This is a genomic window from Streptomyces huasconensis (assembly GCF_021028635.1).
GTDB classification, from domain to species: domain Bacteria; phylum Actinomycetota; class Actinomycetes; order Streptomycetales; family Streptomycetaceae; genus Streptomyces; species Streptomyces huasconensis.
In genome coordinates, this window is record NZ_CP086119.1 from 2864137 (window position 1) to 2888260 (window position 24124).

Genomic DNA, 24124 nt, shown 5'->3' on the forward strand with positions numbered 1-24124 from the left:
ATGTCCGAGCTCACGGATCTCACCGCCGTACGACTCGTCGACGGGTACCGCAAGGGCGAATTCAGCCCGGTGGACGTGGTCCGCGCCGTGCTGCGGCGGGCCGAGGAGACCCAGCCCCTGGTCAACGCCTTCGTGCGGATCGAGGCGCGGGCCGCCCTGGAACAGGCCGAGGCCAGCGCCGGGCGGTGGCGGCGCGGGGAGCCGCGGGGCCTGGTGGACGGCGTACCGGTGTCGGTGAAGGACCTCCTGCTGCTGCGCGGCGGCCCGACCCTGCGCGGCTCGCGGACCCTCCGCGCGGAGGGCACGTGGGACGAGGACGCCCCTTCGGTGGCGCGGCTGCGGGAGCACGGCGCGGTGTTCATCGGCCGCACGACCACCCCGGAGTTCGGCTGGAAGGGCGTGACGGACAGCCCGCTCACCGGCGTCACCCGCAATCCGTACGACACCTCGCGCACCTCGGGCGGCTCCAGCGGGGGCGGCGCGGTGGCCGTGGCGGTCGGCGCGGGCCCCCTGTCGCTGGGGACGGACGGCGGCGGCTCGGTGCGCATCCCGGCGGCGTTCTGCGGGATCTTCGCGCTGAAGCCGACGTACGGCCGGGTGCCGCTGTATCCCGCGAGCCCCTTCGGGACGCTCTCCCACGTGGGGCCGATGACGCGGGACGCGGCGGACGCGGCGCTGATGATGGAGGTGATCACGGGCCCCGACCCGCGGGACTGGTCCCAGCTCGGGGCGGTGGCCGGGAGCTTCCGCGCGGGCCTGGACGGCGGTGTGCGCGGGCTGCGCGTCGCCTACTCGCCCTCGCTGGGCGGGCAGGTCGCGGTGCGGCCCGCCGTCGCGGCGGCCGTGCGGCGGGCGGTGGAGTCCCTCGCCGCGCAGGGGGCGTACGTCGAGGAGGCCGACCCCGACTTCTCGGAGCCGGTGGAGGCCTTCCACACCCTGTGGTTCAGCGGGGCTGCGCGCGTCGTGCAGCATCTGGCGCCCGCCCAGCGGGAGTTGCTCGACCCCGGGCTGCGGGAGATCTGCGGGCAGGGCGCGCGGTACAGCGCGCTGGACTACCTCGCGGCGGTCGACGTCCGCACGGATCTCGGGCGCCGCATGGGCCGCTTCCACGCCGCGTACGACCTGCTGGTCACGCCGACGCTGCCGGTCACGGCGTTCGCGGCGGGCGTCGAGGTCCCCAAGGGCTCCGGGCACCGGCGCTGGACGGGGTGGACGCCGTTCACGTACCCCTTCAACCTCACCCAGCAGCCCGCGGCGACCGTGCCCTGCGGGGTGGACGAGGAGGGGCTGCCGGTCGGGGTGCAGATCGTCGGCGCGCGGCACACCGACACGGTGGTGCTGCGGGCGGCGCACGCGCTGTACGAGGCGGGGGCGGGCGGCGTGGCACCGCCCGCGCTGGGTTAGGCGCGCCGGAAGGCCAGCGTCTCGCCCTGGGCGCCCGCGCGCCACAGGTCGTTGCAGGCCTCGGCCATGCGGTCGAGGCCGTCGACGATCTGGCCCCAGACGATGCCGGGCACCCAGCCGACGTCGCCGTTCAGGAGCAGGTTGTTCCGTTCGTAGAACAGGGCGAGGTCGACGACGGTGGTGCCCGCCCGCACGCCGGCCTCGGGTTCGTAGCCGTACGCCGGTGTGCCCAACTCCGTGCCGGAGAAGGAGAAATAGCAGAGATCCCCCGGAATGGGGGTGACCGTCGGATTCTCCAGGGGCGGCTCGCGGTCCGCGAAGGCCGGGAAGAGGGCGTAGATCTCGTTGCGCGCGTACTTCGCGTGGTAGACGTCGGAGCCGAGCGGAAGCGCCTCCCACACCGCCGCGCAGGTCACCGGCGCCCGGTCGTCGAGCAGCTTCGCCGTGCACTGGACTCCCCGCCGCGCGAGGGAGACGTCGATGTATCGGTCTGCCATGAGATCCATGCTCCTCCCGGGGTCAAGAGCGCAACGATCGCATCAGGGGCCGGAATTGGTCGGCATACCTCGCGTCGAGTCGGGTAGCCGCGCGCCCATGGCTCCACCACTTGGGAACAACGAGGGAATCACTGGCAGAGCGGTCCGCCGCCGCGCCCTGCTCACCGGAGCGGGCGGGGCGGCTTTCGGCGCGTTCGGGCTCGCGGCATGCAGCAGGGTGCCCGAGGAGGGGAAGGTTCAGGGGGGCGACCTGCTGGAGCGGCTGCGCGACAGCGGCACGGTCAGGATCGGCGTCGCGGGCGAGGTCCCGTTCGGCTACATCGACGAGGACGGCGAGGTCACGGGCGAGGCACCGGAAATCGCCAAGGTCATCTTCCCCCGCCTCGGCGTGCCCGAGGTCAAGGCGGTGCCCACCAAGTTCGGCGCCCTGATCCCCGGTCTGACGCAGGCACGGCAGTTCGACGTGGTCTCGGCGGGCATGTACATCAACCCCACGCGGTGCGAGCAGGTCCTCTTCTCCGACCCCGACTACCGCATGCTCGACTCCTTCCTCGTACGGAAGGGCAACCCCCACGGCATCCGTACGTACGAGGACATCGCCGAGAAGGGCCTGAAGCTGGCGAGCGGCACCGCCTACGCGCAGATCGACTACGCCAAGGCCGCGGGCGTCGAGGACGTGCTCGTCCTGCCCGACCAGGTGGCGGGGCTCGACGCCGTGGCCCAGGGCCGCGTCGACGTCTTCGCCGGCACCAACGTCACCGTACGCATGGTGGTCAAGAAGAACCCGCGGGTCGAGGCGACGAGGCCCTTCCAGCCGGAGGTCGACGGCAAGCCCGCCTATGGCGCCGGCGGCTTCGCCTTCCGGCTGTCCGAGAAGAACCTGCGGGACGCCTTCAACAAGGAGCTGCACAAGCTCAAGCGGAGCGGCGAACTCCTGCGGATCGTCAGGCCGTTCGGTTTCACCGAGGCGGAGATGACGGATCTGACCGTGCGGAAGCTGTGTCCCTCGGCGAAGGGCGCCTCCTCATGATGTCGTCGGAGTTCCTCGGGAACTGGTTCCTGCCCGGCCTCTGGATCACCCTCCAGGTCACCTTCCTCAGCGCGGCCCTCGCCTTCGTGATCGCCTTCCCGATCGGGGTGCTGCGCACGCACCGGCTCTGGATCGTGCGGTTCCTCGCCGGGGCCTACTTCGAGATCTTCCGCAGCACGTCGTCGCTGGTCTTCATGTACTGGATCGCGTTCACGGTGCCGCCGGTGTTCAACATCAGTTTCCAGCCGATGTTCGCGGGCGTGCTGGCGCTCGGCATCACCTACGGGGCGTACGCGTCGGAGATCGTGCGCGGCGCGCTCGCCGCGGTGCCGTCCGCGCAGCGCGAGGCGGGCATCGCCCTGAACTTCACGCCGTTCCAGCGGCTGCGGCGCATCGAACTGCCGCAGGCGTGGCCGGAGATGATCCCGCCGTTCAACAACCTGCTCATCGAGCTGCTCAAGGGCACCTCCCTGGTGTCCCTCATCGCGGTGGCCGACATGACGTTCGCCGGTGACCTGCTGCGTCTCGTCACGAACGAGAGCGCGCCCATCTACACGCTGCTGCTCGTCCTCTACTTCGTCCTCGCGTTCGTCCTCACGCGCGGCATGCGGCTCCTGGAGCGGCACGCGAAGAAGCGGGTCGGCCGGGCGCCCGAGAAGACGGGCCTGTTCGGCGGGGTGCGCGCCACGTCGTCCATCGACGCCGTCACCGGCACGGGGGGTGCCAAGTGAACTGGAACTGGTCGCATGTCGACGACTTCATGCCGCTCTTCTGGGACGGCGTGCAACTCACCCTCAAGGCGCTGTTCTTCGGCACGCTGATCGCCTTCTCGCTCGGCCTGGTCTGGGCGATCGCGCAGCGCTCCGAGAGGAAGTGGATTCGGTGGCCGGTCACGGCGGTCACCGAGTTCATCCGCAGCACCCCGCTGCTGGTGCAGCTGTTCTTCCTCTTCTACGTGGTGCCCCAGTGGGGCCCGGCCAGCCCCTCTATGTCTCCCCTCACCACGGGCATCATCGGCCTCGGGCTGCACTACTCGACGTACACCTCGGAGGTCTACCGCGCCGGGATCGAGGGCGTACCGGCCGGCCAGTGGGAGGCGGCGACCGCGCTCAGCCTCTCCCGGCGCCGCACCTGGACGGCCGTCATCCTGCCGCAGGCGGTGCGCCGGGTGATCCCCGCGCTCGGCAACTACGTGATCATCATGCTGAAGGAGTCGCCGCAGATGGCCGCCATCGGCGCGCTCGACATGCTGGGCCAGGCCCAGGGTTACAGCCAGGCGACCTTCACCTACGAGGCGATCAGCGTGGTCGGTGTCGCCTTCATCGTCATCGCCTATCCGGCCTCTGTTCTTCTGCGAGTCTTGGAGCGTCGTCTTGTCCGCTGACAGCAGCACTTCCCAGGAAATCCCCAACCCCGCCGTCGACGGCAGCGAGCTGATCCGCTTCGACAAGGTCGTCAAGCGCTACGGCTCGAACACCGTCCTGGACGAGCTGGACTTCTCCGTCGCCTCCGGCAAGCACGTGACGCTGATCGGGCCCTCCGGCTCCGGGAAGACCACGATCCTGCGGCTCCTGATGACGCTGGTGAAGCCCGACGAGGGCACGATCAAGGTGGGCGACAGGTACCTCACCCATGAGGAGCGGGGCGGCAAGCTCGTCCCGGCCGGCGAGAAGCACGTCCGTGAGGTCCGCAAGAACATCGGGATGGTCTTCCAGCAGTTCAACCTCTTCCCGAACATGAAGGTGCTCCGGAACGTCACCGAGGCGCCCGTCAGCGTCCTCGGCCTCTCCAAGGACGAGGCGGAGGCGCGGGCGCGCGAACTGCTCGACCTGGTGGGGCTCGGCGACCGCTGCGACGCGTACCCCTCGCAGCTCTCCGGCGGCCAGCAGCAGCGCGTCGCCATCGCGCGGGCCCTGGCGATGCGGCCGCAGGTGCTGCTGCTCGACGAGGTGACGTCCGCGCTCGACCCCGAACTGGTGGCGGGCGTCCTGGACGTCCTGCGGGACATCGCACACACCACGGACATCACGATGCTCTGCGTGACCCACGAGATGAGCTTCGCCCGGGACATCTCGGACCAGGTCCTGATGTTCGACGCGGGCCGAGTCATCGAGTCCGGCCCCCCGGAACAGATCTTCACCGAGCCCGAGCATGAGCGGACGCGGGAGTTCTTGGGGGCGGTGCTTTGAGGGTTTGGGGCGGGAGGGGGGCTCTGGGCGTCCGCCCCGGGCACGGGCTCTGGGCGTTCAGGCCCCGGCGCGGGGCGTCCGCCAGGGCACCCGTCCGGGGCACGGCTTTGGCATATGCCGAAGTGGCGTGTTTCTGTCGGCAGGGGTGGAGCGCGTCGCCAATATGCTCAACAGGCGTCCCTTGTGCGCCACTTGGCGGCTATCGTGAGAGGAGGCCGACTGTCCGGAACCGCTCCACGCAGGGGGAAGCCGTGGCGTTGAAGCACAAGGCGACCGCGCCGCAGGACTCCGTCCAGAGCGCGCTGCGGGTGCTCGAGATCGTCGCCCGGCACGGTTCCGGCGTCGCCACCGTCGAACTCGCCCGCGAGACCCGCCTCCCCGCCGGCCGCCTCGCATCCCTGCTCCGCATGCTGCGCCGCGAGGGGTACGTCGAGCAGACCGCCGACGGGGCCTACGTCACCGGCCAGTGCCTCAGCCGGCTCGCCTCGGCCGACCACCACGACGAGGCGCTGCGCGAGAAGCTGCGGCGCACCCTGAACGGCCTGCGCGACTCCATCGGCGCCGCCGTCTACATCAGCCGGTACGTCGACGGCGAGGTCCGCGTCACCGACATCGCCGCCGGACCCCGCACCCCGGCGGTCAACGAATGGGTGGACTTCCGCTCCGCCGCCCACGCCAGCGCCGTCGGCAAGAGCCTGCTCACCCAGCTCGACGTGAACGGCCGCCGCGACCACCTCTCCCGCCACCGGATGGCCCGCCTCACCTCCCGGACGATCACCAACGAACGGGTCCTGCTCAATCGCCTCGCCGCCCAGCCCGCCACGGTCCCGGTCCTCGACCTCCAGGAGTACGCGGTGGGCACGGTCTGCGCGGCCGTCCCCATCACCGCGGGCTCCTCGGTCGGCTGCCTCGCCCTGTCCCTGCCGGTCGAGCACGCCCACCGCCTGCGCGAGGCGGCGGACACGCTGAACCGCGGGGCGGCGCCGGTGCTGCTCTCCCTGGCGATCTAGCGCGGCGTGGTGGCGTACCGGCATGGTCAGGAGCACCCTTTCGGGCCAGGTAGTATTTACGTGTCAGCAGGCGCCGCTAGCTCAGTTGGTTAGAGCAGCTGACTCTTAATCAGCGGGTCCGGGGTTCGAGTCCCTGGCGGCGCACTTGCGAATGCCGAAAGGGCGTTCCCGGCCTCCGGGGACGCCCTTTCGCGTACGTCCCGGCTCGCCCCGCCCGCGGGGGTGCGGAAAACCGCACCCCGACTCGACGGCAACCCCCATACCCTCGCCGACCTGCGCTTTCTAGCGTCTCTCCCATGGACTTCATGACTCTCGCCCTGCCCCAGGAACCCGTCGGCGGCATCGCCGGGTGGGCCGCCGACCTCGTGGACACCCTGGGCGGCCCCGGCGCCGGGCTCGCCATCGCGCTGGAGAACCTCTTCCCGCCGCTGCCCAGCGAGGTGATCCTGCCGCTCACCGGCTTCGCCGCGGGCCAGGGGGTGATCACCCTGTTCTCCGCGCTGTTCTGGACCACCCTCGGCTCGGTGGTCGGCGCCGCCGCCCTCTACGGCATCGGCGTGGCCTTCGGACGCGAGCGCATGCACGCCCTGTGGGCGAGGCTGCCGCTGGTCAAGGCCTCCGACCTGGAGCGCACCGAGGCCTGGTTCGCCCGGCACGGCACCAAGGCCGTCCTCCTCGGGCGGATGGTGCCGATCTTCCGCAGCCTGATCTCCGTACCGGCCGGCGTGGAGCGCATGCCGCTGCCGATCTTCCTGGCGCTGACCACACTGGGCAGCCTGGTCTGGAACTCCGTGCTCGTCCTCGCCGGCTACTGGCTGGGCGACCAGTGGGACACCGTCGGCACCTACGTGGGGGTCCTCTCCAAGATCGTCCTGGTCCTCGCGCTCGCGGCCGTCGCCGGGTACGTGATCGTGCGCGTACGGTCCCGCAACCGGACCCCGGTGGGTGCGGCCGCCCGCCACCGCCGCCGCGGCTAGGGGTCCGCTAGTGTCGGACGACGTGAAGCAGCCCGTGGCCGCCCCGTTCCTGCTCAGGGTCGCCGGCGTGCTCGTCGGCTGCCTCACCGCCGTACTGAACCTGCTGTACTTCGTCGTCGCGGGCGCCGTCCTCGGCGCCTTCCTGCTCTGGCCCCGCACCCGCCCCCGCGCCCACGCGCTGCTCGCCGCGGGCGCCCGCAGGCTCACCGGGGTCGAGCGGCGCCGCCGCTCCCTCTTCTTCCGCGACGCGTTCCCCGAGCACCGGGCCTCCGACCAGCAGATCCTGCGCTATCTCGCGGCCCGTACGTACTCCGGGCTGCTCTGCGCGGTCGTGGTCGGCCTGGTCGACTTCGGCGCGGTGCTCGCCGGGGTCTTCGCCGTGTCGCTCACCCACACCTCGATGACCTGGGTGGACGTGCTCGGCCAGGTCGTCCTCGGCGGCACCCTGCTCTTCCTCGCCGTGCAGGGCCTGCGCGCGCTCACCGAGCAGGACGCGCGGCTGGCCCGCGAGTGCTTCGGCCCCTCCGAGCGGGAACTCCTCCGGCGCCGCATCGACGAGCTGGCCACCAGCCGGGCCGCGGTGGTCCGTGCCGTCGACGTCGAGCGGCGCCGGGTCGAACGCGACCTGCACGACGGCGTCCAGCAGCGGCTCGTCGCCCTCGCCATGCTGCTGGGCAGAGCACGCAGGGGCCGCACCCCCGAGCACGCCGACGCCCTGCTCGAACAGGCCCACAAAGAGGCCCAGGAAGTCCTCACCGAACTGCGCGAGGTGGCCTGGCGGATCTATCCCACCGCCCTCGACAGCCTGGGCCTGCGCGAGGCGCTCGGCGGGGTGTCGGAGCGGTGCGCGGTGCCGGTGCGCATGGAGTACGACGTGCCGGAGCCGCTGCCGCCCGCCGTCAGCACAGCCGCCTACTTCGTCGTCTCGGAGGCCGTGAACAACGCCGCCAAGCACGCCTCCGCCGACGAGGTCTTCGTCCGCGTACACCGGGACGGGCCCTCGGTCGTCGTCCTCGTCCGGGACACCGGTGTCGGCGGCGCCGACCCGTCGGGCAGCGGCCTGACCGGGCTCGGCAGCCGGGTCGCCGCGCTCGACGGCACACTGCGTGTCGACAGCCCCCTCGGGGGACCCACCACGATCACCGCGGAGCTGCCGTGCGCGTAATCCTCGCCGAGGACTCGACCCTGCTGCGGGAGGGCCTGGTCCGGCTGCTCGCCGAGGAGGGCCACGAGGTGCTGGCCGCCGTCGGTGACGCGGAAGCACTCCTCGCGGAGGTCGAGGCGACCACGCCGGACGTCGTCGTCACCGACATCCGGATGCCGCCCGACCACACCGTCGAAGGCCTGCGCGCCGCGGTGCGCATCCGTGAACTGCGGCCGGAGATCGGCGTGGTGGTCCTCTCCCAGTACGTGGAACGCAACTACGCCGCCCAGCTGCTCACCTCCAGCGCCGAACGGGTCGGCTACCTCCTCAAGGACCGCGTCGCCCAGGTCGAGGAGTTCCTCGACGCGCTGGAGCGGGTGCACGCGGGGGGCGCCGCCATCGACCCCGAAGTGGTCCGGCAGCTGCTCATCCGCACCACTCACGCCGATCCGCTGACCCGCCTCACCCCGCGCGAGCGCACCGTCCTGGAGGCGCTGGCCGAGGGGCACACCAACGCGGCCATCGGGGAGAAGCTGCACATCTCGCTGAGCGCGGTCGAGAAGAACCTCAACGCCATCTTCGACAAGCTGGGCCTGTCCCGGACGACCGGCTACAGCCGCCGGGTCCTCGCGGTCCTGCGCTACCTGGAGTCCTGAGCCGAGCGGCGCGTCCGCCGCGCGGCCGGGGTCACGACAGGACCACGCCGTCCATGACCAGGGCCGCCACGAGCCCCGCCGCCAGGAGCCAGGTGCCGAGCCGCGTCCGGCCGCGGCGGCTCAGTTCGATCACCACGCCGCAGAGGATGAGCAGCAGCCCGTAGACCCCGACGACCAGCACCGACGAGCGGCTCGCCAGACGCAGCGCGAGGACCACCGCCGCCGCGGCCATCAGCAGCCCGGCCGCGGCGATGCGGGCGCGGCGGGCGCGGGCGGCGGGGGTGGGAGCAGAGGTGGCGGGGGTGGGAGTGGGAGTGGGGCCTTGGGGGTCGGTCTGGTCGGGCGCGCTCATGAGAGTGGATCGTAATCGCTCAGGCGAGCGGGCCGGGGTCATCCTCTGAGGTACGCGAGGACCGCCAGCACCCTGCGGTGGACGCCGTCGGCCGGGGGCAGATCCAGCTTCGCCAGGATGTTGCCGATGTGCTTGCCCACGGCCGCCTCGGAGACGACCAGTTGGCCCGCGATCGCGCCGTTCGACTTCCCCTCGGCGACCAGCGCCAGCACCTCCCGCTCGCGCGGCGTCAGCTGCTCCAGCGGGTCGCGCCGCCGCCGCAGCAACTGCCGTACGACTTCCGGGTCGACGACCGTGCCGCCCTCCGCGACCCGCGTCAGTCCCTCCACGAACTGCTCGACCTGGCCCACGCGGTCCTTGAGCAGATAGCCGACGCCGGTGCCGTCCCCGCTGTCCAGCAGCTCGGCGGCGTACGACCGTTGCACGTACTGGCTCAGCACGAGCACCGGCAGCGTCGGCCGCCGCGCCCGCAGCTCCACCGCCGCCCGCAGCCCCTCGTCCTGGAAGCCGGGCGGCATGCGCACATCGGTGACGACGACGTCCGGTTCGTACGCCGCCACGGCGTCCCGCAGCGCGTCCGCGTCGCCGACCGCGGCGACCGTCTCGTGCCCGAAGCGGCCGAGCACGCCGATCAGCCCCTCGCGCAGCAGCACGCCGTCCTCGGCGAGTACGACTCTCAGGCGGCGGGCGGGGGTTGAGGCTGGCGTCGGGGTTGGGCTTGGCACGGGATCTCCACGGACAGGACTGTCGGGCCGCCCGGCGGGCTGGTGACCGTCAGTGTGCCATCGAGGACCGCGAGGCGGTCGGCGAGCCCGGTCAGGCCCGTGCCGCGGGCCGGGTCCGCGCCGCCGCGGCCGTCGTCGCACACGTCGAGGCGGAGGACTCCGTCGGTGTGCGCGGCGGTGACGCGGGCCCTGGTCGCGCCGCTGTGCCTGCCGACGTTCGCCAGGGCCTCGCGCACCGCGAAGTACCCGGCGGATTCGACGGGTTCGGGCAGCCTGGGCAGCGGCGCCCCGTCCCCCTCTATGGTCACCGTCACGGGCACGGCCGAGCGGTCCGCCGCGTCCTCCATCGCCGCGGCGAGACCGTAGTCGGCCAGGACCTGCGGGTGGATGCCGCGGATCAGCTCCCGCAGTTCGGTCAGGACCCGGCCCGCCTCGTCGTGCGCGGCGGCGAGCTGCCCGGCGAGGGCGCTGCCGGGCTCGGCGTCGAGCCGGGCCAGGCCAAGGCGCATCGTGAGCGCCACCAACCGCTGCTGCGCCCCGTCGTGCAGGTCACGTTCGATCCGCCGCCGTTCGGCCTCGAAGGCGTCGACGAGCCGGGCCCGGGAGCGGGTCACCTCGGCGAGGTTCGCGGCGAGTTCGGACTCGCGCGGGGCGAGCAGGAGGCGGGCGAACGCGGCGCGGGCGGCGGCGTACGCGCCGAGCGGGTACGCCAGTACGGCCAGCAGGAGCAGGCCGAGGAGCGCGGTGCCGCAGGCCGCCGGGTAGGCGTCGACGAGCCACAGCTTGGCGGGGCGGATGTCGTGGCCGGGGCCGCCGGCGGTGGCGAGGTGCGCCGGGGCGGCGACGAGGAGGGCGGGGAAGGCGACGGTGGCGGCCAGGACGAGGAGGTCCAGGGGCCACAGGACGAGGGCGAACAGGGCGGCGTGGGCCAGCTCGCGCCACGTGGCCTGCTCCGTCAGGCGGAGCCGGAGCCATGCGTGGATGCCGGGGGTGTTCGGGGTGCGGTGCGGGGTGGGCGCCGGGTCGGGGTCGACTAGGCGCATCCGGCGCCGTTCCAGGGCGGCGAGGGGGACGCCGGAGAGGGCGAGGGCGGCGAGGAGGGGGATGCCGACGAGGACGAGCGTCAGGGCTGCGGCTACGGCGGTGAGGGCGGTGCCGACGAGGAACACGGCGGCGCCGAGGAGGGCTCCGCCGAGCAGGTAGCCGGCGCTGCGCCAGGGAGCACTGCTCCTGAGGTAGCCCCGCCCCCGCAACCCACGCCATACGCTCTCCCTCGCCATGGGGTCACGGTAGGGGGTGGGTGCCGGGGTTGGTGGGTGCGGCCGCTTGGGTTCGTTGTGGGGCGGGGCCGCGGGGGTATGTCCGTGCTCGCCATCTTGGCGCCGCCGCCCGGGTGCTGATCGGCTCCGTCACGGGGTTCCCCTGTGCTCCGCGCGCACATACCCCCACGTCCCCTCGGGCCGTCGGGCGACCGCGGGTTGTCGTCGCCTTCCGGCGCCGCCTCGGGTTCGGCTGTGGGGCGGGGCCGCGGGGGTATGTCCGTGCTCGCCATCTTGGCGCCGCCGCCCGGGTGCTGATCGGCTCCGTCACGGGGTTCCCCTGTGCTCCGCGCGCACATACCCCCACGTCCCCTCGGCCGCGCTTGCGACTGCGGGCCGTCGTCGGCTTCCGGCGCCGCCTCGGGTTCGGTCGTGGGGCGGGGCCGCGGGGGTATGTCCGTGCTCGCCATCTTGGCGCCGCCGCCCGGGTGCTGATCGGCTCCGTCACGGGGTTCCCCTGTGCTCCGCGCGCACATACCCCCACGTCCCCTCGGCCGCGCTTGCGACTGCGGGCTGTTGTCGGCTTCCGTTGCTCCTACGTCGGCGTCTCGACGCCGGGTCACGGGCGGGTGGGTGGGGAGATGTCCGGCGCGAAGCGGCGGGGTAGGGGAGGCTGCCGGGCAACGCAGCGTCATTGACGTTCCGTGCCGCGTACGCCGCGCGGGCGTGCGCGGCGTACGCGGGAGCTGCCACGGCTCAGAACTTGACGTCCGAGCAGGCGTAGAACGCGTTCGCCGTGTCCGCGACCGTCCAGACCGCGACGATCACATGGTGCCCGCTGCGGCCCCCGGGGATCGTGCCGCTGTGCGAGAGCGTCGCGGGCGGCTGCTGGCTGTTGTACGGGACGCTGAGGAACGGCGTGGTGTCCAGGGCGGCCCTGGTCACCGGCTTGCTGTCGTCCCAGCCCTGCTTGGTGATGTAGTACTTGAAGTCCGTGGTGCGGTGCCGGGCGGTGAACTGCCAGCGGAACGTGTAGCTCTGCCCGCCGCTGACCTGGGTCGCGGGCCAGGCCCCGCCGTTCGGCGTCCTGGGCGAGTTGAGCTGGTTGAAGCCGGCTATGCCCGCCGAGCAGATCTTGCCGTCCGCGGGCCCCCCGGCGGGGAAGCCCTTGGGTCCCTCGACGCTCTGCGGTTCGTACTGGATCGAGCCGCAGTTGGTCACCACACCCTTGGCGCAGTTGATCTGCCGGCTGGCCGGCAGGTCCGTGTAGCCGTGGCTGCTGGCGCCACCGGCGGAGAGCGCGAACGCGCCGACCGTGGTGAGGCCGACCATGGCCGCGTACACCTTTTTCTTACGCATGTGCCGCTCCTGACCGAACGTGGGGGTGTTCCGTGAGCCGTGCGCGCACTGCGGTCTAGACCAAGTTCAGGCTATGGCCGCGAGTTGAACATGTCCATACCAATCGCAGATTCAACTTACGGACGTGTTACGGCAGTTGCGTGAGGGTGCCGTCAGCGCTGGTCCGCGCGTGCCGTGCAGAACGCCACCGTCAGGTCCTTCACCAACGCTTTGCGCTCGTAGTCGTCCAGCTCCACCAGCCCCCGCGTCGTCAGCCGCGTCACGGTGTCCTCGACGGAGTCGACCACCGAGTTCAGGACGGTGTCGCGGTGGCGCGCGTCGAGCGCGGCCATCCGGCTGCGCTGCATCGCGGCGGCGACCTCGGGCGCGTACTCGATACGGGTCGGCTGCGCCGAGAACACCTCGACGCCGACCACCTCCGCCTCGGCCGCGAGCGCCCGGGTCAGCGCGGCGCCGACGGCATCGGCGTCGCGCAGGGTGGGCGCGTCCTCGTGGAACGCGTCAGCCGGCAGCCGCGAGAGCACCCGCGCGGTCGTTGCCTCCACGCACTCCCGCAGATACGCCTGGTGGTCCTCGACCGCGAGCGTCGCCCGCGCGGTGTCCTTGACCCGCCAGACGAGGAGGACGACGACGCGCAACGCGACCCCGCCCCGGTCCACGGCGGGCATCGGCTCACTCCGCCAGTGCCGCAGGCGTACGTCGACACGGCGGCGCAGCAGCAGCGGGTTGACCCACAGCAGGCCGGTACGGCGGACGGTGCCCCGGTAGCGGCCGAAGAGGCTCAGCACCCACGCCCGCCCGACGCGCCCCCGCGCCAGTCCGCCGAACCCGAAGAGGCCGAGCGCCCCCGACCCCGCGAGCGAGACCCACTGCGCCGCCCCGAGCCCGGCGCCCCCGTACCCGGGCAGTCCCGTCACCAGCCGCGCGGGCTCGGGCAGCACCCCCGCCCACCACAGCGAGAGCACGCATCCGGCGGCGCCCGCGCACCCGCCGAGCACCCCGGCGAGGCCGGGCAGCACCCGCGCCCGGCGCTCCACCAGTGCGGGGTCGACGTCGGGCACCGGGCGCGGCACGACCTCGGCGGAAGGCGCCGCCGGACGCCGTACCGCCTTCGGCTGCTCCCCGGTGCCCTGCCTGCGCCGCACCACGGCGGGCGCCAGGGGGACGCCCGTGACGTCGTCCGGGTCGTCGCGGAAGAGGAGGTGCACGGGGATCTCGGTGGTGGCCTCGCTCTGGATCACCCGCGCCGGCCGCGCCACGGCCGACTCGGACACCCCGCCGGTCCGCGGGGACTGGGGCTGTGAAGCTGCCGTCGCACTCATCCGTGCCTCCGCCTCGTTCGTGGCTCGGTCTCGCTCTTGTGTCGGTCTCGTCCGCGCGTGCGTCGACCCCGTCCATGCAGGCGTCGACCCCGTCCGTGCGGGCGCTGCTCCCGTCCGCGTGTGCGTCGAGTCCGTCCGCGCGTGCCTCGGCCTCATTCGTACGTGCGTCGACCTCGTCCATACATATGCCGGTCCCGTCCGCCGCCTGCCCCGTCTGTCCCACCTCCCCCGCACGGCCCCGGCCCTCACCGGAACAGCCTCCGCCACGTCTCCGGCCCCGGATAGCCGTCGGCCGCCGCGCCCCGCCAGCCCTGGGCGCGCTGGAACGCCTCCACATTGCGCCGGTCGCTCTCGCTCCACACCGGGCCCGGGCCCCGCGCGTAGTGCCTGCCGAAGCCCTTGCGGACCAGCTGCCTGCCGAGCCGCTCGATCGCCGCGTGCGACCGGCCGGGGCGGAAGACACCCCGGCCGGGATAGCCGGGCGCGCCCTGCGGACCGGCGCTGCCCGCGTGCGCGCCCGTGCTCGCGTCCGCCGCCGGGATGTCCCGTCCCTCCCCCTTCATCAGGTACGACCACGTCCTCGGCCCCGGCAGCCCGTCCGCGTCCGCGCCCCGCCAGCCCTGCGCCAGCTGGAACGCCCGCGTCGCCCTGCGGTCCGCCTCGGTCCAGCGCGGTCCGGGGCCCGAGCGGTAGAAACGCTGGCCATCGCGGGCGATCAGGGCCTTGCCGAGCCGCGTCACGTACGGGTTGTCCGCCCCCGGACCGAACGCCTTCGCGCCGGGGTACCGCGGCACGGCGGAGGCCGCGCCGATCACCTTGCCGTCCGCCGTGCCGTCCGCCGGGTCCTCCACCTCCCCCGCGCCCGCGGGGTCCTCGGCGTCCGCCACCCCTTTGAAGCGATAGGCCAGATAGCGGTCCGGGTTCGACCAGTAGCCATAAGGCGTCGCCCGTTTACGGGCGTGCGGCCGGGCCTGTTCATACGCCACGTAATGCGTCCGCGTACTGTCCGTCCACCCCCCGAAAATCGTCACGTGAGAGCCATTCGTGGGGTTCGCCGGATTGTGGAAGAGGAGCATGTCGCCGGGCTGGAGCTGCTCCTTGGAAATGCGGTCCGCGTACTTGTCGAGGCTCCCCGTCCATTCGTTGCCGCTCAGGTTCCACGCCATCGAGACGAAGCCCGAGCAGTCCTGGCGGTACCCGTCGGCCCAGTACGCGCTCATGCTGTACGGCACCCGCGCGGTGATCCACGCCCGGGCCCGTTCGATGATCTCCGTACGGGTGATCGTGCCGTAGGTCGAGGCCGCCGGGGTGCCCGAGCCCCCGTGCAACGGGCTGGCGCTGCCCTGTGGCGTGTCCGGTCCGTCCTCGGCCGGCCGGCCGTCGGACCCGGCCGGACGGGCATCCGGCCTGGTCGGCGGGGTGCCCGCCCCCGCGGCGGCCGCGGCGGGCAGCGCCTGGCCGCCGAGCACCGTGCCGGCCGCCGCCACGAGGACCAGGGCGCGGCGCGCGCCGTGCGCCGCCGGGTCTCCCCCGAGGCGGGTCGGCAGCGCGTGCGCCATCGAGCGCCGCCCATGGATACAGCCGGGACAGTCGCAGTCGCTCTCGGGGTCGAATTCCACGAATACCGGAGCGTCCTCCATGCGATTTCCCTCACACCCCTGAAAAGAATGTCCGCGAATCTGCACGTCCGTCAGTTTCTCAACTGTCCCGCGATACCGCATGTTGACGGTCCGAATGATGTATCGGCCCCGTCCGCCGCCCCTCGGGGGCGTCCTCGCCGCGCACTCGGGGCGGCGGGGGTGGTCCGGAGCACCCCGGCGCGTCCGGTAGAGTTCTCCAGGTCAGCAGGCGCCGCTAGCTCAGTTGGTTAGAGCAGCTGACTCTTAATCAGCGGGTCCGGGGTTCGAGTCCCTGGCGGCGCACAGACAGCGAAGGCCCTCCGTTCACGCGGGGGGCCTTCGTCGTGTCCGCGGCCCGCTACGGTTGCGCCATGGCGCGCGACATCCAGGAGCGGATCAAGAAGCTCATCATCGATTCCCGGCTGCCCTCCGGGGCCTCGCTCCCCACCGAGCCCGAGCTGATGGCGCGCCTGGGGGTCAGCAGGAACTCCGTGCGCGAGGCCCTCAAGGCGCTCCAGGCCATGGGGATCGTGGAGATCCGGCACGGTTTCGGGACGTATGTCGGTCCGATGTCGGTCGCGCCGATGATCGAGGGCCTCGCGTTCCGCACGGTCGCGGGCCACTACCGCGGCGAGGACAGCCTGCTCCAGCTGCTCGAGCTGCGCGAGGCCGTGGAGACCGGGCTGATCGCGCGCCTCGCGGGCCGCGTCCCGGCGGCCGACCTCGCCGAACTGGACGCCTTGGTGGACCGCATGGACGCCGAGGCCGCCTCCCCCGAGGGCGCCGTGCGCGCCGAGACCGACCGCGCCTTTCACGCCGCGCTCTACCGCGGGCTGGGCAACCTGCTCCTCGGCGAGGTCCTGGAGGCGTTCTGGGACGCCTTCCACAAGGTCCGCACCGATCTGGTGGACGTACCGCAAGATCCCCGGGTCACCTGCCGGCAGCACCGCGAGATCCTGGAGGCGGTGCGCTCGGGGGACGCCCTCCGGGCCGAGCGCGCCATACGGGAACACTTCGGCAACATTCGAACACGTTTGGGCTCACCTGCACCAAGAGACACCTCAAACAGCTCGTTTGACCGGTAAACGCCTTGTTTCGCTCTTGCGATCATGCTGAAGGGCGTAGAAACCTGTTCGGGAGCCGAGGGTTCTCATGAGGCGGACGGCATGGGGCAGTTGGGGGCCCGCGCGTCCGCGGCGGGGCGGGGATGAGGGCCCCGTACGTGCAGCGATGTCGAGGGGGGCATCAAGGCGACCGGAGGCGTGCCGGTCCCTGTCCGCGGGGACGGCGGCCTGCCACTGACACGTCCGCGAGGGTCATGGGGGACCCCGGCGGGCGGCTGAACCGAGAACACGCGGGCGACCGCGTGCGGGGGGATGACCATGACGTCGACGCCGACGGGGGCGCGGCACAACGACCCGTCAGAAACGGCCCGGCTCCGCGTACCACCGCACAGGACGGGCGGCTTCCGCCGCATCAACAAGACCCTGCCGCGGTACGACTACGAGCATTACAGCCGGCTCGCCGGGCCGCTGACCGAGCCGGACCCGAGCAGGCCCTACCGCGTGAGGTACCGCTCGCTGCTCTCGCAGGAGCCGCACAGGATACGGGCCGCGCTGATGCTGGGCGCGGCCCCGCTGCTCTCGCTCGTCCTGCTCGGCTGGCTGCTCCAGCCCGCACACTGGACGAGGCGGGAGTACGTCGCGAACGACTGGCTGCCCGTCCTCGACGTCGTCATGCTCGTGTCGATCGGCCTGATCGAGTTCTTCCGCTGCATGAACGTGCTCTCCAACGCGCACGCGACGCTCGTCGCCCGCGACCCGGTCCCGGTGGTCCCTCAGACCGGCACCAGAGTCGCCTTCCTCACCTCGTTCGTGCCCGGCAAGGAGCCGATCGAGATGGTGACGAGGACACTGGAGGCCGCGGTCCGCATCCGCCACCGCGGCCTGCTGCACGTCTGGCTCCTCGACGAGGGCGACGACCCGGAGGCCAAGGACGTCTGCCTGCGGCTCGGCGTGCGCCACTTCTCGCGCAAGGGCATCGCGAAGTGGAACACGGCGAAGGGCCCGCACCGCGCCCGGACCAAGCACGGCAACTACAACGCCTGGCTGGACGCGTACGGCGACGACTACGACTACTTCGCCTCCGTGGACACCGACCACGTACCCATGCCGAACTACCTGGAGCGGATGCTCGGCTTCTTCCGCGACGAGAACGTCGGCTTCGTGATCGGCCCGCAGGTCTACGGCAACTACGACAACTTCGTCACCAAGGCCGCCGAGTCGCAGCAGTTCCTCTTCCACGCGCTGATCCAGCGGGCGGGCAACGCCTACGGCGCGCCGATGTTCGTCGGCACGAGCAACGCCGTACGCGTCAAGGCGCTGCGGCAGATCGGCGGCCTGTACGACTCGATCACCGAGGACATGGCGACGGGCTTCGAGATCCACCGGGCGACGAACCCGCGGACGGGCCGGAAGTGGAAGTCGGTCTACACGCCCGACGTGCTCGCGGTCGGCGAGGGCCCCAACGCCTGGACGGACTTCTTCACCCAGCAGCTGCGCTGGTCGCGGGGGACGTACGAGACGATCCTCAAGCAGTTCTGGAAGGCGCCGTTCTCGCTGCCGCCCGGCCGTCTCTTCAACTACACGATGATGGTCATCTTCTATCCGATGGCCGCCCTGAACTGGATTCTGGCGGCGCTCAGTTGCGCGCTGTTCCTGGGACTCGGCGCGTCCGGCGTGAACATCGACCCGACCATCTGGCTGATGCTGTACGGCAACGCCTCGGCGCTGCAGATCGGCCTCTACGTCTGGAACCGCAGGCACAATGTCTCCCCGCACGAGCCGGAGGGCTCCGGCGGTGTGGCGGGCATGGTGATGTCGGCGCTCTCCGCCCCGGTCTACGCGCGCTCCCTGCTCGACGCGGCCCTGCGCCGCAAGAGCAGGTTCGTGGTGACGCCCAAGGGCGACTCGGCAAGCCCCGACACGCTGTTCGGGACCTTCCGCATCCACCTGTTCTTCATCGTGGTCTTCGGCGCCTCGATGGCCGCCTCCTTCGTGTACGGCCACGCCCACCCGGCGATGATCATCTGGGCCTCGTTCGCCCTGCTGATCACGGCGGCGCCGGTCTTCGTCTGGCGGTGGGGCATGCGGGAGGAGCGGCGGAAGGCGGCCCCGCTGCCGCCGGTCCCCGCACCTCCGCAGGGGCGGCGTCCGGCCCCGCACGCGCCTCGGCCAAGGCCCAGCTGGGCCTCCTCCGAGCAGACGCTGCAGATGTCCCGCAAGGAACTCGGGGGCCTCGGGGGACGTGAACGATGAGGGACCGTTCCGGTCGCCGCCGCGTCCGCCGCATCGCGATCGGCGCGGCGGTCGTCCTCGCGCTGGCGGGGATGAACGGCCCGTGGCTGTGGCGGGTGGGCTCCGAGAAGTACCACGACTACAAGATCAACCAGTCGGGGTACAAGGCCGACAACGGCCACTGGGACATCGTCGAGTTCCCCGAGGAGTACCGCCAGAACACCATCCACGCGGCCCTCCTGCACACGGGCAAGGTCCTGCTGGTCGCCGGTTCCGGCAACGACCAGGACAACTTCGACAAGAAGAAGTTCGACACCCGGCTGTGGGACCCGGTCAAGGGGACTATCAAGAAGATCCCGACGCCCACCGACCTGTTCTGCACGGGCCACACCCAGCTGGGCAACGGCAACCTGCTGATCGCGGGCGGCACACAGCGCTACGAGAAGCTGAAGGGCGACGTCACCAAGGCGGGCGGCCTGATGATCGTCCACAACGAGGACCCGGACGAGCCGAAGACGATCCCGGCCGGCACGAAGTTCACCGGCAAGAAGAACGGCAGGACGTTCGTCTCCCAGGACAACATCCTCGTGGAGAAGGCGAAGAAGGTCTTCGACAAGCGGACCGGGAAGTTCCTCCGTACGGAGGCCGGTCTGAGCCGGGTCTACGTCGAGGCGGCCAGGAGCGGCGCCGCATACGAGACGGGCACCCAGGACAACTACCGCGTCCACGGCATGAAGGGCACCGACCGGCGCAACGTCTACGGCATGGCCCAGAAACTCGCCCTGGACAAGAAGGACTTCCAGGGGATCAAGGACGCCTTCGAGTTCGACCCGGTCGCCGAGCGGTACATCAAGGTCGACCCGATGAACGAGGCCCGCTGGTACCCCACGCTGACCACACTGACCGACGGCCGCATCCTCTCCACCTCGGGCCTGGACGAGATCGGCCAGCTGGTGCCGGGCAAGAACGAGGTGTACGACCCGAGAACCAGGAAGTGGACGTACACCAAGGGCGTCCGGCAGTTCCCGACGTACCCGGCGATCTTCCAGATGACCGACGGCAGGCTCTTCTACTCCGGTTCCAACGCGGGGTACGGCCCCGCCGACGTCGGCCGCAAGCCGGGCATCTGGGACCTGCGGACCAACACATGGAAGGGCGTCCCGGGCCTGAGCGACCAGCATCTCCTGGAGACCTCCGGCACGGTCGAGCTGCCGCCCGCCCAGGACCAGAAGTACATGGTGGTCGGCGGCGGCGGTGTCGGCGAGTCCAAGCGGTCCAGCGAGAAGACCCGCGTCGTGGACCTGACGGCGGACGAGCCGCGGTTCGTCGACGGGCCCTCCCTGGAGAAGGGCACGCGCTACCCGCAGATCTCGACGCTGCCGGACGACACCGTCCTGATCTCCGGCGGCTCGCAGGACTACCGCGGGCGCGGCGACTCCGACATCCGCCAGGCGCGGATCTACGACGCGAGGACCGGGGAGATGCGCAGGGTCGCCGACCCGCTGGTCGGCCGCAACTACCACTCCGGGTCGGTCCTGCTGCCCGACGGCCGCGTGATGTTCTTCGGCTCGGACCCGCTCTTCGCCGACGAGGCCGACACCAAGCCGGGCGTCTTCGAGCAGCGCATCGAGATCTACACGCCGCCGTACCTCTACCGCGGTGCGCGGCCGGGCCTTGGCCGGGGGCCTGAGACGATCGAGCGAGGGGAGTCCGGTACGTTTCCGACGCGGCACGCGTCCTCCATCAAGACGGCCCGCTTGATTCGGCCGAGTGCGTCTACTCATGTCACGGATATCGACCAGACGTCGATCGCGCTGGACTTGAAGACGTCCAAAGGGGCGGTTTCCGTGACGGTTCCGAGGAATCGGAGTCTGGTGGAGTCCGGGTGGTACATGCTTTTCGTCACGGATGATCAGGGGACTCCGAGCCGGGCTCGGTGGGTTCGCGTGCCGTAGAGGTCAAATCGGGCGGGTGCGTGGGGAACTGCGGCTTTTCCTGGGCTGAGCGCGCAGTTCCCCGCGCCCCTTACGGGGCGCTCCCCTCAGCCGGCGTTTTTTGCGAGGCCGAGTGCGTACTCCGGCCACCACTCGCCCGCCTTGGGGCCGCCCCGGCACGTCCCGTCGGACTCCCCCGGCCGCTTGATCCACAGGTAGGCGTCGACGAGCGGATCGCCCGTCTCCGTCGTCGGCTCCTCGCCGAGCGCCCGCCCCGGCGGGTTGCACCACGGGTCCTTGCCCTTGTCGTAAGGGCCGTTGCCGTTGCGCCCGGTGTCGATGACGAACGGCTTGCCGCCGATCTTCGCCGAGAGCTTCTTGCCGTACTCCGTACTGGCCTCGGTGGTCTGAAAGTTGGCGACGTTCACCGAGAAGCCGTCGGCCCGCTCGACGCCGGACCGCTTCAGGGGCTCCCAGAGCGAGTCGGGGTTCTGCCAGCCCGCGTTGCCCGCGTCGAGGTACACCTTCGTGTTCTTCAGGGACGTGAGTTTCTCGATGGCGCCGCCGAGGAGGTCGTAGCGCTCCTCGTGGAACTGTTCCGGCGTGCAGTTGTCGACCATGTGCAGTACGGCGTCCGGCTCCAGGATCACCGTGGCGCGCCGGTCGCCGATGCCCCGGGCGACCTCGTCGACGAACGCGCGGTAGGCGTCGCCGTCGGCCGCGCCGCCGCCCGAGTACTGGCCGCAGTCGCGGTGCGGGATGTTGTAGAGGACCAGCAGGGCGTCCCGGCCGGCCTTCTCGGCGGCCTCGGTGAAGCCGCGCGCCTGGTCCTCGGCGTTCTCCGGGACGAGCCACTCGGCGACCGGCCGGCGGGCGATTCTCCGGATCAGCTCGGCGTCGTCCCGCTCGCCGTCCTTCTCGTACGCGGTGACCTGCCTGGCCGCGTTCCCCTCCGGGTTGACCCAGTACGGGTTCTTGCTCCTGGGCTGCTGCTCCGCGGGCGGCCCCGACGCGTTCTCCCCCGGGTCGCCACCGGAGGAGGAGCACGCGGACAGGAGCAGCGCGGCCCCCGCGAGCACCACCCCCGTCCTCACCCCCCTGGCCACGGAACGACGTCCGCGGCCGGTGTCGTTTCGGTACATACACTCCCCCTCGGGTGCACTGTCCGTATCCCCATCCTGACACAGCGCACCTCCGGCCAGCGGGTGTCGACAGGGACGGGTGTTGACAGGGACGCGACGCGCTGGGACTCTCCGTGACGACAAGTCCATACATCGAGGCGACGGTCGCCAGGAACCCGGTGCGAATCCGGGACGGTCCCGCCACTGTGACCGCGTACGCACGCTCGTACGCGGAAGTCAGGAACTGACCCGTCGTCCTCCTGCCATGGGGCGTGGAAACCCCAGAAGGAGGCCCACCCGGTATGTCCCTGCACTCCGCAGCTCCGCACACCGACACCACGGCGAGCCAGGCCGCCGTGACGCGGACCCGTGACTGGCTGATCGCCTCGGCCGCCGCGGTCGTCGCGCTCATCGCGCTCTACGCCGTCTTCATGGACAACGGCTCGCTGATCTCGGCGACCGGCGACTACCTCCACGAGTTCGCGCACGACGGCCGGCACCTCTTCGGTGCCCCGTGCCACTGACCGGGCGGACGGACATCAGCACCATGCCCTCAGCACCTTCCTCCCCTGTACTTCCCCTGCTCGGACGCGGTCTGGCCGCGGGCGGAGCGGCGGGTCTCACGGCCGGCCTCTTCTCCCTGCTGCTCGCCGAGCCGTTGATGGACCGCGCGATCCGCGCCGAGGAGAAGCGGGCGGCCGCCGAGGAGCACGCGCACGGCGCGGCCCAGGCCGTCCAGCACCACGAAGAGCTGTTCAGCCGCTCCACCCAGCACGGCGGTCTCGTCGTCACCGCGGTCGTCGCGGGCCTGGCCGTCGGCGTGCTGTTCGCCGTCGCGTACGCCGCGGTGCACCGGCGCGATCCGCGCGCCCTGCCGTGGCCGCGCGCGCTGGCCTTCTCCGCGGCGGCCTTCCTCGCGGTCTCGCTCCTGCCCGGGCTGCGCTATCCGGCGAACCCGCCGGGCGTCGGCGACGCGGGCACCGTCGGCGACCGCCAGGCGCTCTGGCTCGCGGCTGTCGTCATCGGCGTGCTCGGCATGTTCCTGGTGCGCCAGGTGTACGTGCGCCTCGCCGCGCGCCCCGAACCGGTGCGGCACATCGCGACGGCCCTCACCGCGGTCGCCGTCCTCGCGGCGCTCTTCCTGCTGCCGGGCAACCCCGACCCGGTGCCGGTCGACGCGTCGCTGCTGTGGGACTTCCGCATGCTGTCGCTGGCCTCGCACGCCCTGCTGTGGGCGGTGTTCGCGGCGGTCTTCGGCGGTCTCGGCGTGCGCGCGGCCAGAGGTGCCGCGACGACGGCTCCGGCCCCGGCACTGGCCGGGCGGCAGGCCGCCTAGCGCTACGGGCCGCCCCCAGGGCCTGTCTGACAATTCCCGTCGTCGCCCGGAGGGCGGCCTCGCGGCGTCAGGTGCGTGCTCTCGGCGTGCCGGGCGTAGGGCCTCGTACTGGATGTACTTGGCTCTGCGCCCGGTGCGGCGAGTGGGGGCACCCCCTGCTCGAAGAGCTCGGGGGAGCGTGCATGGCGTCGCGAGGCAGACGGGAATTGTCAGACAGGCCCTAGCGGCGTACGCCCGTGAGGTACGCCGAGACGATCACGTTCGCCGTGTAGGCGCGCGTGGCCCGGTCGAAGGTGCCGCCGCAGGTGATCAGGCGCAGTTCGGCGCGGCCCTCCTCATGGGGGCCGTAGGCCTTCCGCGCGTCGAAGCGGTCGCTGGTGACCACCTGGACGTCGTCGATCGTGAACCGGGCGACGGTGCCGTCGTCGCGGGTCACGTCGATCTTCTCGCCGGGGCGCGCCGCGCTGAGGTCGTAGAAGACCGCGGGGTCCGTCTCGGTGTCGACGTGGCCGACGAAGAGGGCCGCGCCGGGGGCGCCGGGGCGGGTGCCGCCGCCGTACCAGCCGACGGTGTCCCCCTGGGCGAACGGCGGCGGGTCGATCGCGCCGCGCGCGTCCAGGCCGCGGGCGGTCACCGGGGCGCCGACCTTGAGGGACGGCACCTCGACCCGCAGGGGCCGGGCGGGCGCCAACGGCTCGTGGGCGGGCGGCAGTTCGACGGCGTGGGGGCGGCCGACCGCCGCCACGTCGCCGGTCGCGGGCCCGGAGAGGCCACCGGGGAGGTTCGCGACGCCGCTGCCCCACAGCGCGAGGCCCACGAGGAGGATCGCCCAGGCGACGCCGGTCAGCAGGCGTCCGGACCCGGACGGGCGTTCGCCGCCGGACACGCTCACGT

The 24124-nt window shown here is 71.9% G+C and carries 23 protein-coding genes, 2 tRNA genes and 1 riboswitch; of the genes, 16 read left to right on the forward strand and 9 right to left on the reverse strand.

The window, feature by feature from the left end:
• Entirely contained in the window at positions 1–1404 is a 1404-nt protein-coding gene (locus tag J2N69_RS12830) for an amidase (protein WP_230900864.1), read from the forward strand.
• Here the strand turns inward: J2N69_RS12830 and J2N69_RS12835 are convergent.
• Positions 1401–1901, reverse strand: coding sequence for a DUF3830 family protein (locus tag J2N69_RS12835; protein WP_230900865.1), 501 nt, complete (start codon positions 1899–1901; stop codon positions 1401–1403). The genes J2N69_RS12830 and J2N69_RS12835 overlap by 4 nt on opposite strands.
• 97 nt (positions 1902–1998) lie before the next feature.
• Between J2N69_RS12835 and ehuB the strand changes: the two genes are divergently transcribed.
• The 9 genes from ehuB (at position 1999) to J2N69_RS12880 (ending at position 8907) form a co-directional block, all read left to right on the forward strand.
• Positions 1999–2931 (forward strand): ectoine/hydroxyectoine ABC transporter substrate-binding protein EhuB, encoded by a 933-nt coding sequence (gene ehuB / locus J2N69_RS12840; RefSeq protein WP_230900866.1) that lies wholly within the window; start codon positions 1999–2001, stop codon positions 2929–2931.
• The gene (ehuC, locus tag J2N69_RS12845) at positions 2931–3662 is read left to right on the forward strand and encodes an ectoine/hydroxyectoine ABC transporter permease subunit EhuC (protein ID WP_408056890.1); all 732 of its coding nucleotides are present in this window, start codon (positions 2931–2933) and stop codon (positions 3660–3662) included. Before ehuB ends, ehuC begins: the two co-directional genes overlap by 1 nt.
• A complete protein-coding gene (ehuD, locus tag J2N69_RS12850; RefSeq protein ID WP_230900868.1) occupies positions 3659–4315 on the forward strand; it encodes an ectoine/hydroxyectoine ABC transporter permease subunit EhuD in 657 nt (218 codons plus the stop codon). Before ehuC ends, ehuD begins: the two co-directional genes overlap by 4 nt.
• A complete protein-coding gene (gene ehuA / locus J2N69_RS12855) occupies positions 4305–5120 on the forward strand; it encodes an ectoine/hydroxyectoine ABC transporter ATP-binding protein EhuA (protein ID WP_230900869.1) in 816 nt (271 codons plus the stop codon). The genes ehuD and ehuA overlap by 11 nt, the downstream gene beginning before the upstream one ends.
• Positions 5121–5371: 251 nt before the next feature.
• The gene (locus J2N69_RS12860) at positions 5372–6130 is read left to right on the forward strand and encodes an IclR family transcriptional regulator (protein ID WP_230900870.1); all 759 of its coding nucleotides are present in this window, start codon (positions 5372–5374) and stop codon (positions 6128–6130) included.
• Between the two features lie 70 nt (positions 6131–6200).
• Positions 6201–6274 (forward strand) — tRNA-Lys (locus J2N69_RS12865).
• A 152-nt stretch (positions 6275–6426) separates the two neighbouring features.
• Entirely contained in the window at positions 6427–7107 is a 681-nt protein-coding gene (locus J2N69_RS12870; RefSeq protein ID WP_230900871.1) for a DedA family protein, read from the forward strand.
• Positions 7108–7129: 22 nt separating this feature from the next.
• Positions 7130–8272, forward strand: a complete 1143-nt coding sequence (locus J2N69_RS12875) for a sensor histidine kinase (RefSeq protein ID WP_230900872.1) — start codon at positions 7130–7132, stop codon at positions 8270–8272.
• The gene (locus J2N69_RS12880) at positions 8263–8907 is read left to right on the forward strand and encodes a response regulator transcription factor (RefSeq protein ID WP_230900873.1); all 645 of its coding nucleotides are present in this window, start codon (positions 8263–8265) and stop codon (positions 8905–8907) included. Before J2N69_RS12875 ends, J2N69_RS12880 begins: the two co-directional genes overlap by 10 nt.
• Positions 8908–8938: 31 nt before the next feature.
• On the opposite strand, the gene J2N69_RS12885 is transcribed toward J2N69_RS12880, so the two are convergent.
• The 6 genes from J2N69_RS12885 to J2N69_RS12910 all read right to left on the reverse strand — a co-directional run bounded on the left by J2N69_RS12885 (position 8939) and on the right by J2N69_RS12910 (position 15564).
• Entirely contained in the window at positions 8939–9259 is a 321-nt protein-coding gene (locus tag J2N69_RS12885; RefSeq protein ID WP_230900874.1) for a hypothetical protein, read from the reverse strand.
• 38 nt (positions 9260–9297) lie between these two features.
• Positions 9298–9984, reverse strand: a complete 687-nt coding sequence (locus tag J2N69_RS12890; RefSeq protein ID WP_230900875.1) for a LuxR C-terminal-related transcriptional regulator — start codon at positions 9982–9984, stop codon at positions 9298–9300.
• A complete protein-coding gene (locus J2N69_RS12895) occupies positions 9936–11264 on the reverse strand; it encodes a sensor histidine kinase (protein WP_230900876.1) in 1329 nt (442 codons plus the stop codon). Before J2N69_RS12895 ends, J2N69_RS12890 begins: the two co-directional genes overlap by 49 nt.
• Before the next feature lie 735 nt (positions 11265–11999).
• Positions 12000–12602: a lytic polysaccharide monooxygenase auxiliary activity family 9 protein gene (locus J2N69_RS12900; protein ID WP_230900877.1), complete on the reverse strand. Its 603-nt coding sequence runs from the start codon at positions 12600–12602 to the stop codon at positions 12000–12002.
• Positions 12603–12754: 152 nt separating this feature from the next.
• The gene (locus J2N69_RS12905) at positions 12755–13924 is read right to left on the reverse strand and encodes an SPFH domain-containing protein (protein WP_230900878.1); all 1170 of its coding nucleotides are present in this window, start codon (positions 13922–13924) and stop codon (positions 12755–12757) included.
• 245 nt (positions 13925–14169) lie between these two features.
• Entirely contained in the window at positions 14170–15564 is a 1395-nt protein-coding gene (locus J2N69_RS12910) for a peptidoglycan-binding protein (RefSeq protein WP_230900879.1), read from the reverse strand.
• A gap of 208 nt (positions 15565–15772) precedes the next feature.
• Here J2N69_RS12910 and J2N69_RS12915 point away from each other — a divergent pair.
• The 4 genes from J2N69_RS12915 (at position 15773) to glxA (ending at position 20794) form a co-directional block, all read left to right on the forward strand.
• Positions 15773–15846: transfer RNA gene (locus tag J2N69_RS12915), tRNA-Lys, on the forward strand.
• A gap of 68 nt (positions 15847–15914) precedes the next feature.
• Positions 15915–16628 carry a FadR/GntR family transcriptional regulator gene (locus J2N69_RS12920; protein ID WP_230900880.1) on the forward strand — a complete coding sequence of 238 codons (714 nt, stop codon included), beginning with the start codon at positions 15915–15917 and terminating at the stop codon, positions 16626–16628.
• A gap of 297 nt (positions 16629–16925) precedes the next feature.
• Entirely contained in the window at positions 16926–18860 is a 1935-nt protein-coding gene (locus J2N69_RS12925; RefSeq protein WP_230900881.1) for a glycosyltransferase family 2 protein, read from the forward strand.
• The gene (glxA, locus tag J2N69_RS12930; RefSeq protein WP_230900882.1) at positions 18857–20794 is read left to right on the forward strand and encodes a radical copper oxidase GlxA; all 1938 of its coding nucleotides are present in this window, start codon (positions 18857–18859) and stop codon (positions 20792–20794) included. The genes J2N69_RS12925 and glxA overlap by 4 nt, the downstream gene beginning before the upstream one ends.
• An 86-nt stretch (positions 20795–20880) precedes the next feature.
• Here glxA and J2N69_RS12935 read toward each other — a convergent pair whose 3' ends face one another.
• Positions 20881–21915, reverse strand: a complete 1035-nt coding sequence (locus tag J2N69_RS12935) for a glycoside hydrolase family 6 protein (protein ID WP_230900883.1) — start codon at positions 21913–21915, stop codon at positions 20881–20883.
• A 104-nt stretch (positions 21916–22019) separates the two neighbouring features.
• Positions 22020–22161: riboswitch (cobalamin riboswitch) on the forward strand.
• Positions 22162–22196: 35 nt separating this feature from the next.
• Between J2N69_RS12935 and J2N69_RS12940 the strand changes: the two genes are divergently transcribed.
• Both J2N69_RS12940 and J2N69_RS12945 read left to right on the forward strand, forming a co-directional pair.
• On the forward strand, positions 22197–22418 hold the full coding sequence (locus J2N69_RS12940) for a CbtB domain-containing protein (RefSeq protein WP_230900884.1): 222 nt from the start codon (positions 22197–22199) through the stop codon (positions 22416–22418).
• 23 nt (positions 22419–22441) lie between these two features.
• Positions 22442–23230 (forward strand): CbtA family protein, encoded by a 789-nt coding sequence (locus J2N69_RS12945; protein ID WP_230900885.1) that lies wholly within the window; start codon positions 22442–22444, stop codon positions 23228–23230.
• Positions 23231–23450: 220 nt separating this feature from the next.
• Here J2N69_RS12945 and J2N69_RS12950 read toward each other — a convergent pair whose 3' ends face one another.
• Positions 23451–24116 (reverse strand): class F sortase, encoded by a 666-nt coding sequence (locus tag J2N69_RS12950; protein ID WP_230904705.1) that lies wholly within the window; start codon positions 24114–24116, stop codon positions 23451–23453.
• Positions 24117–24124 lie beyond the last annotated feature (8 nt).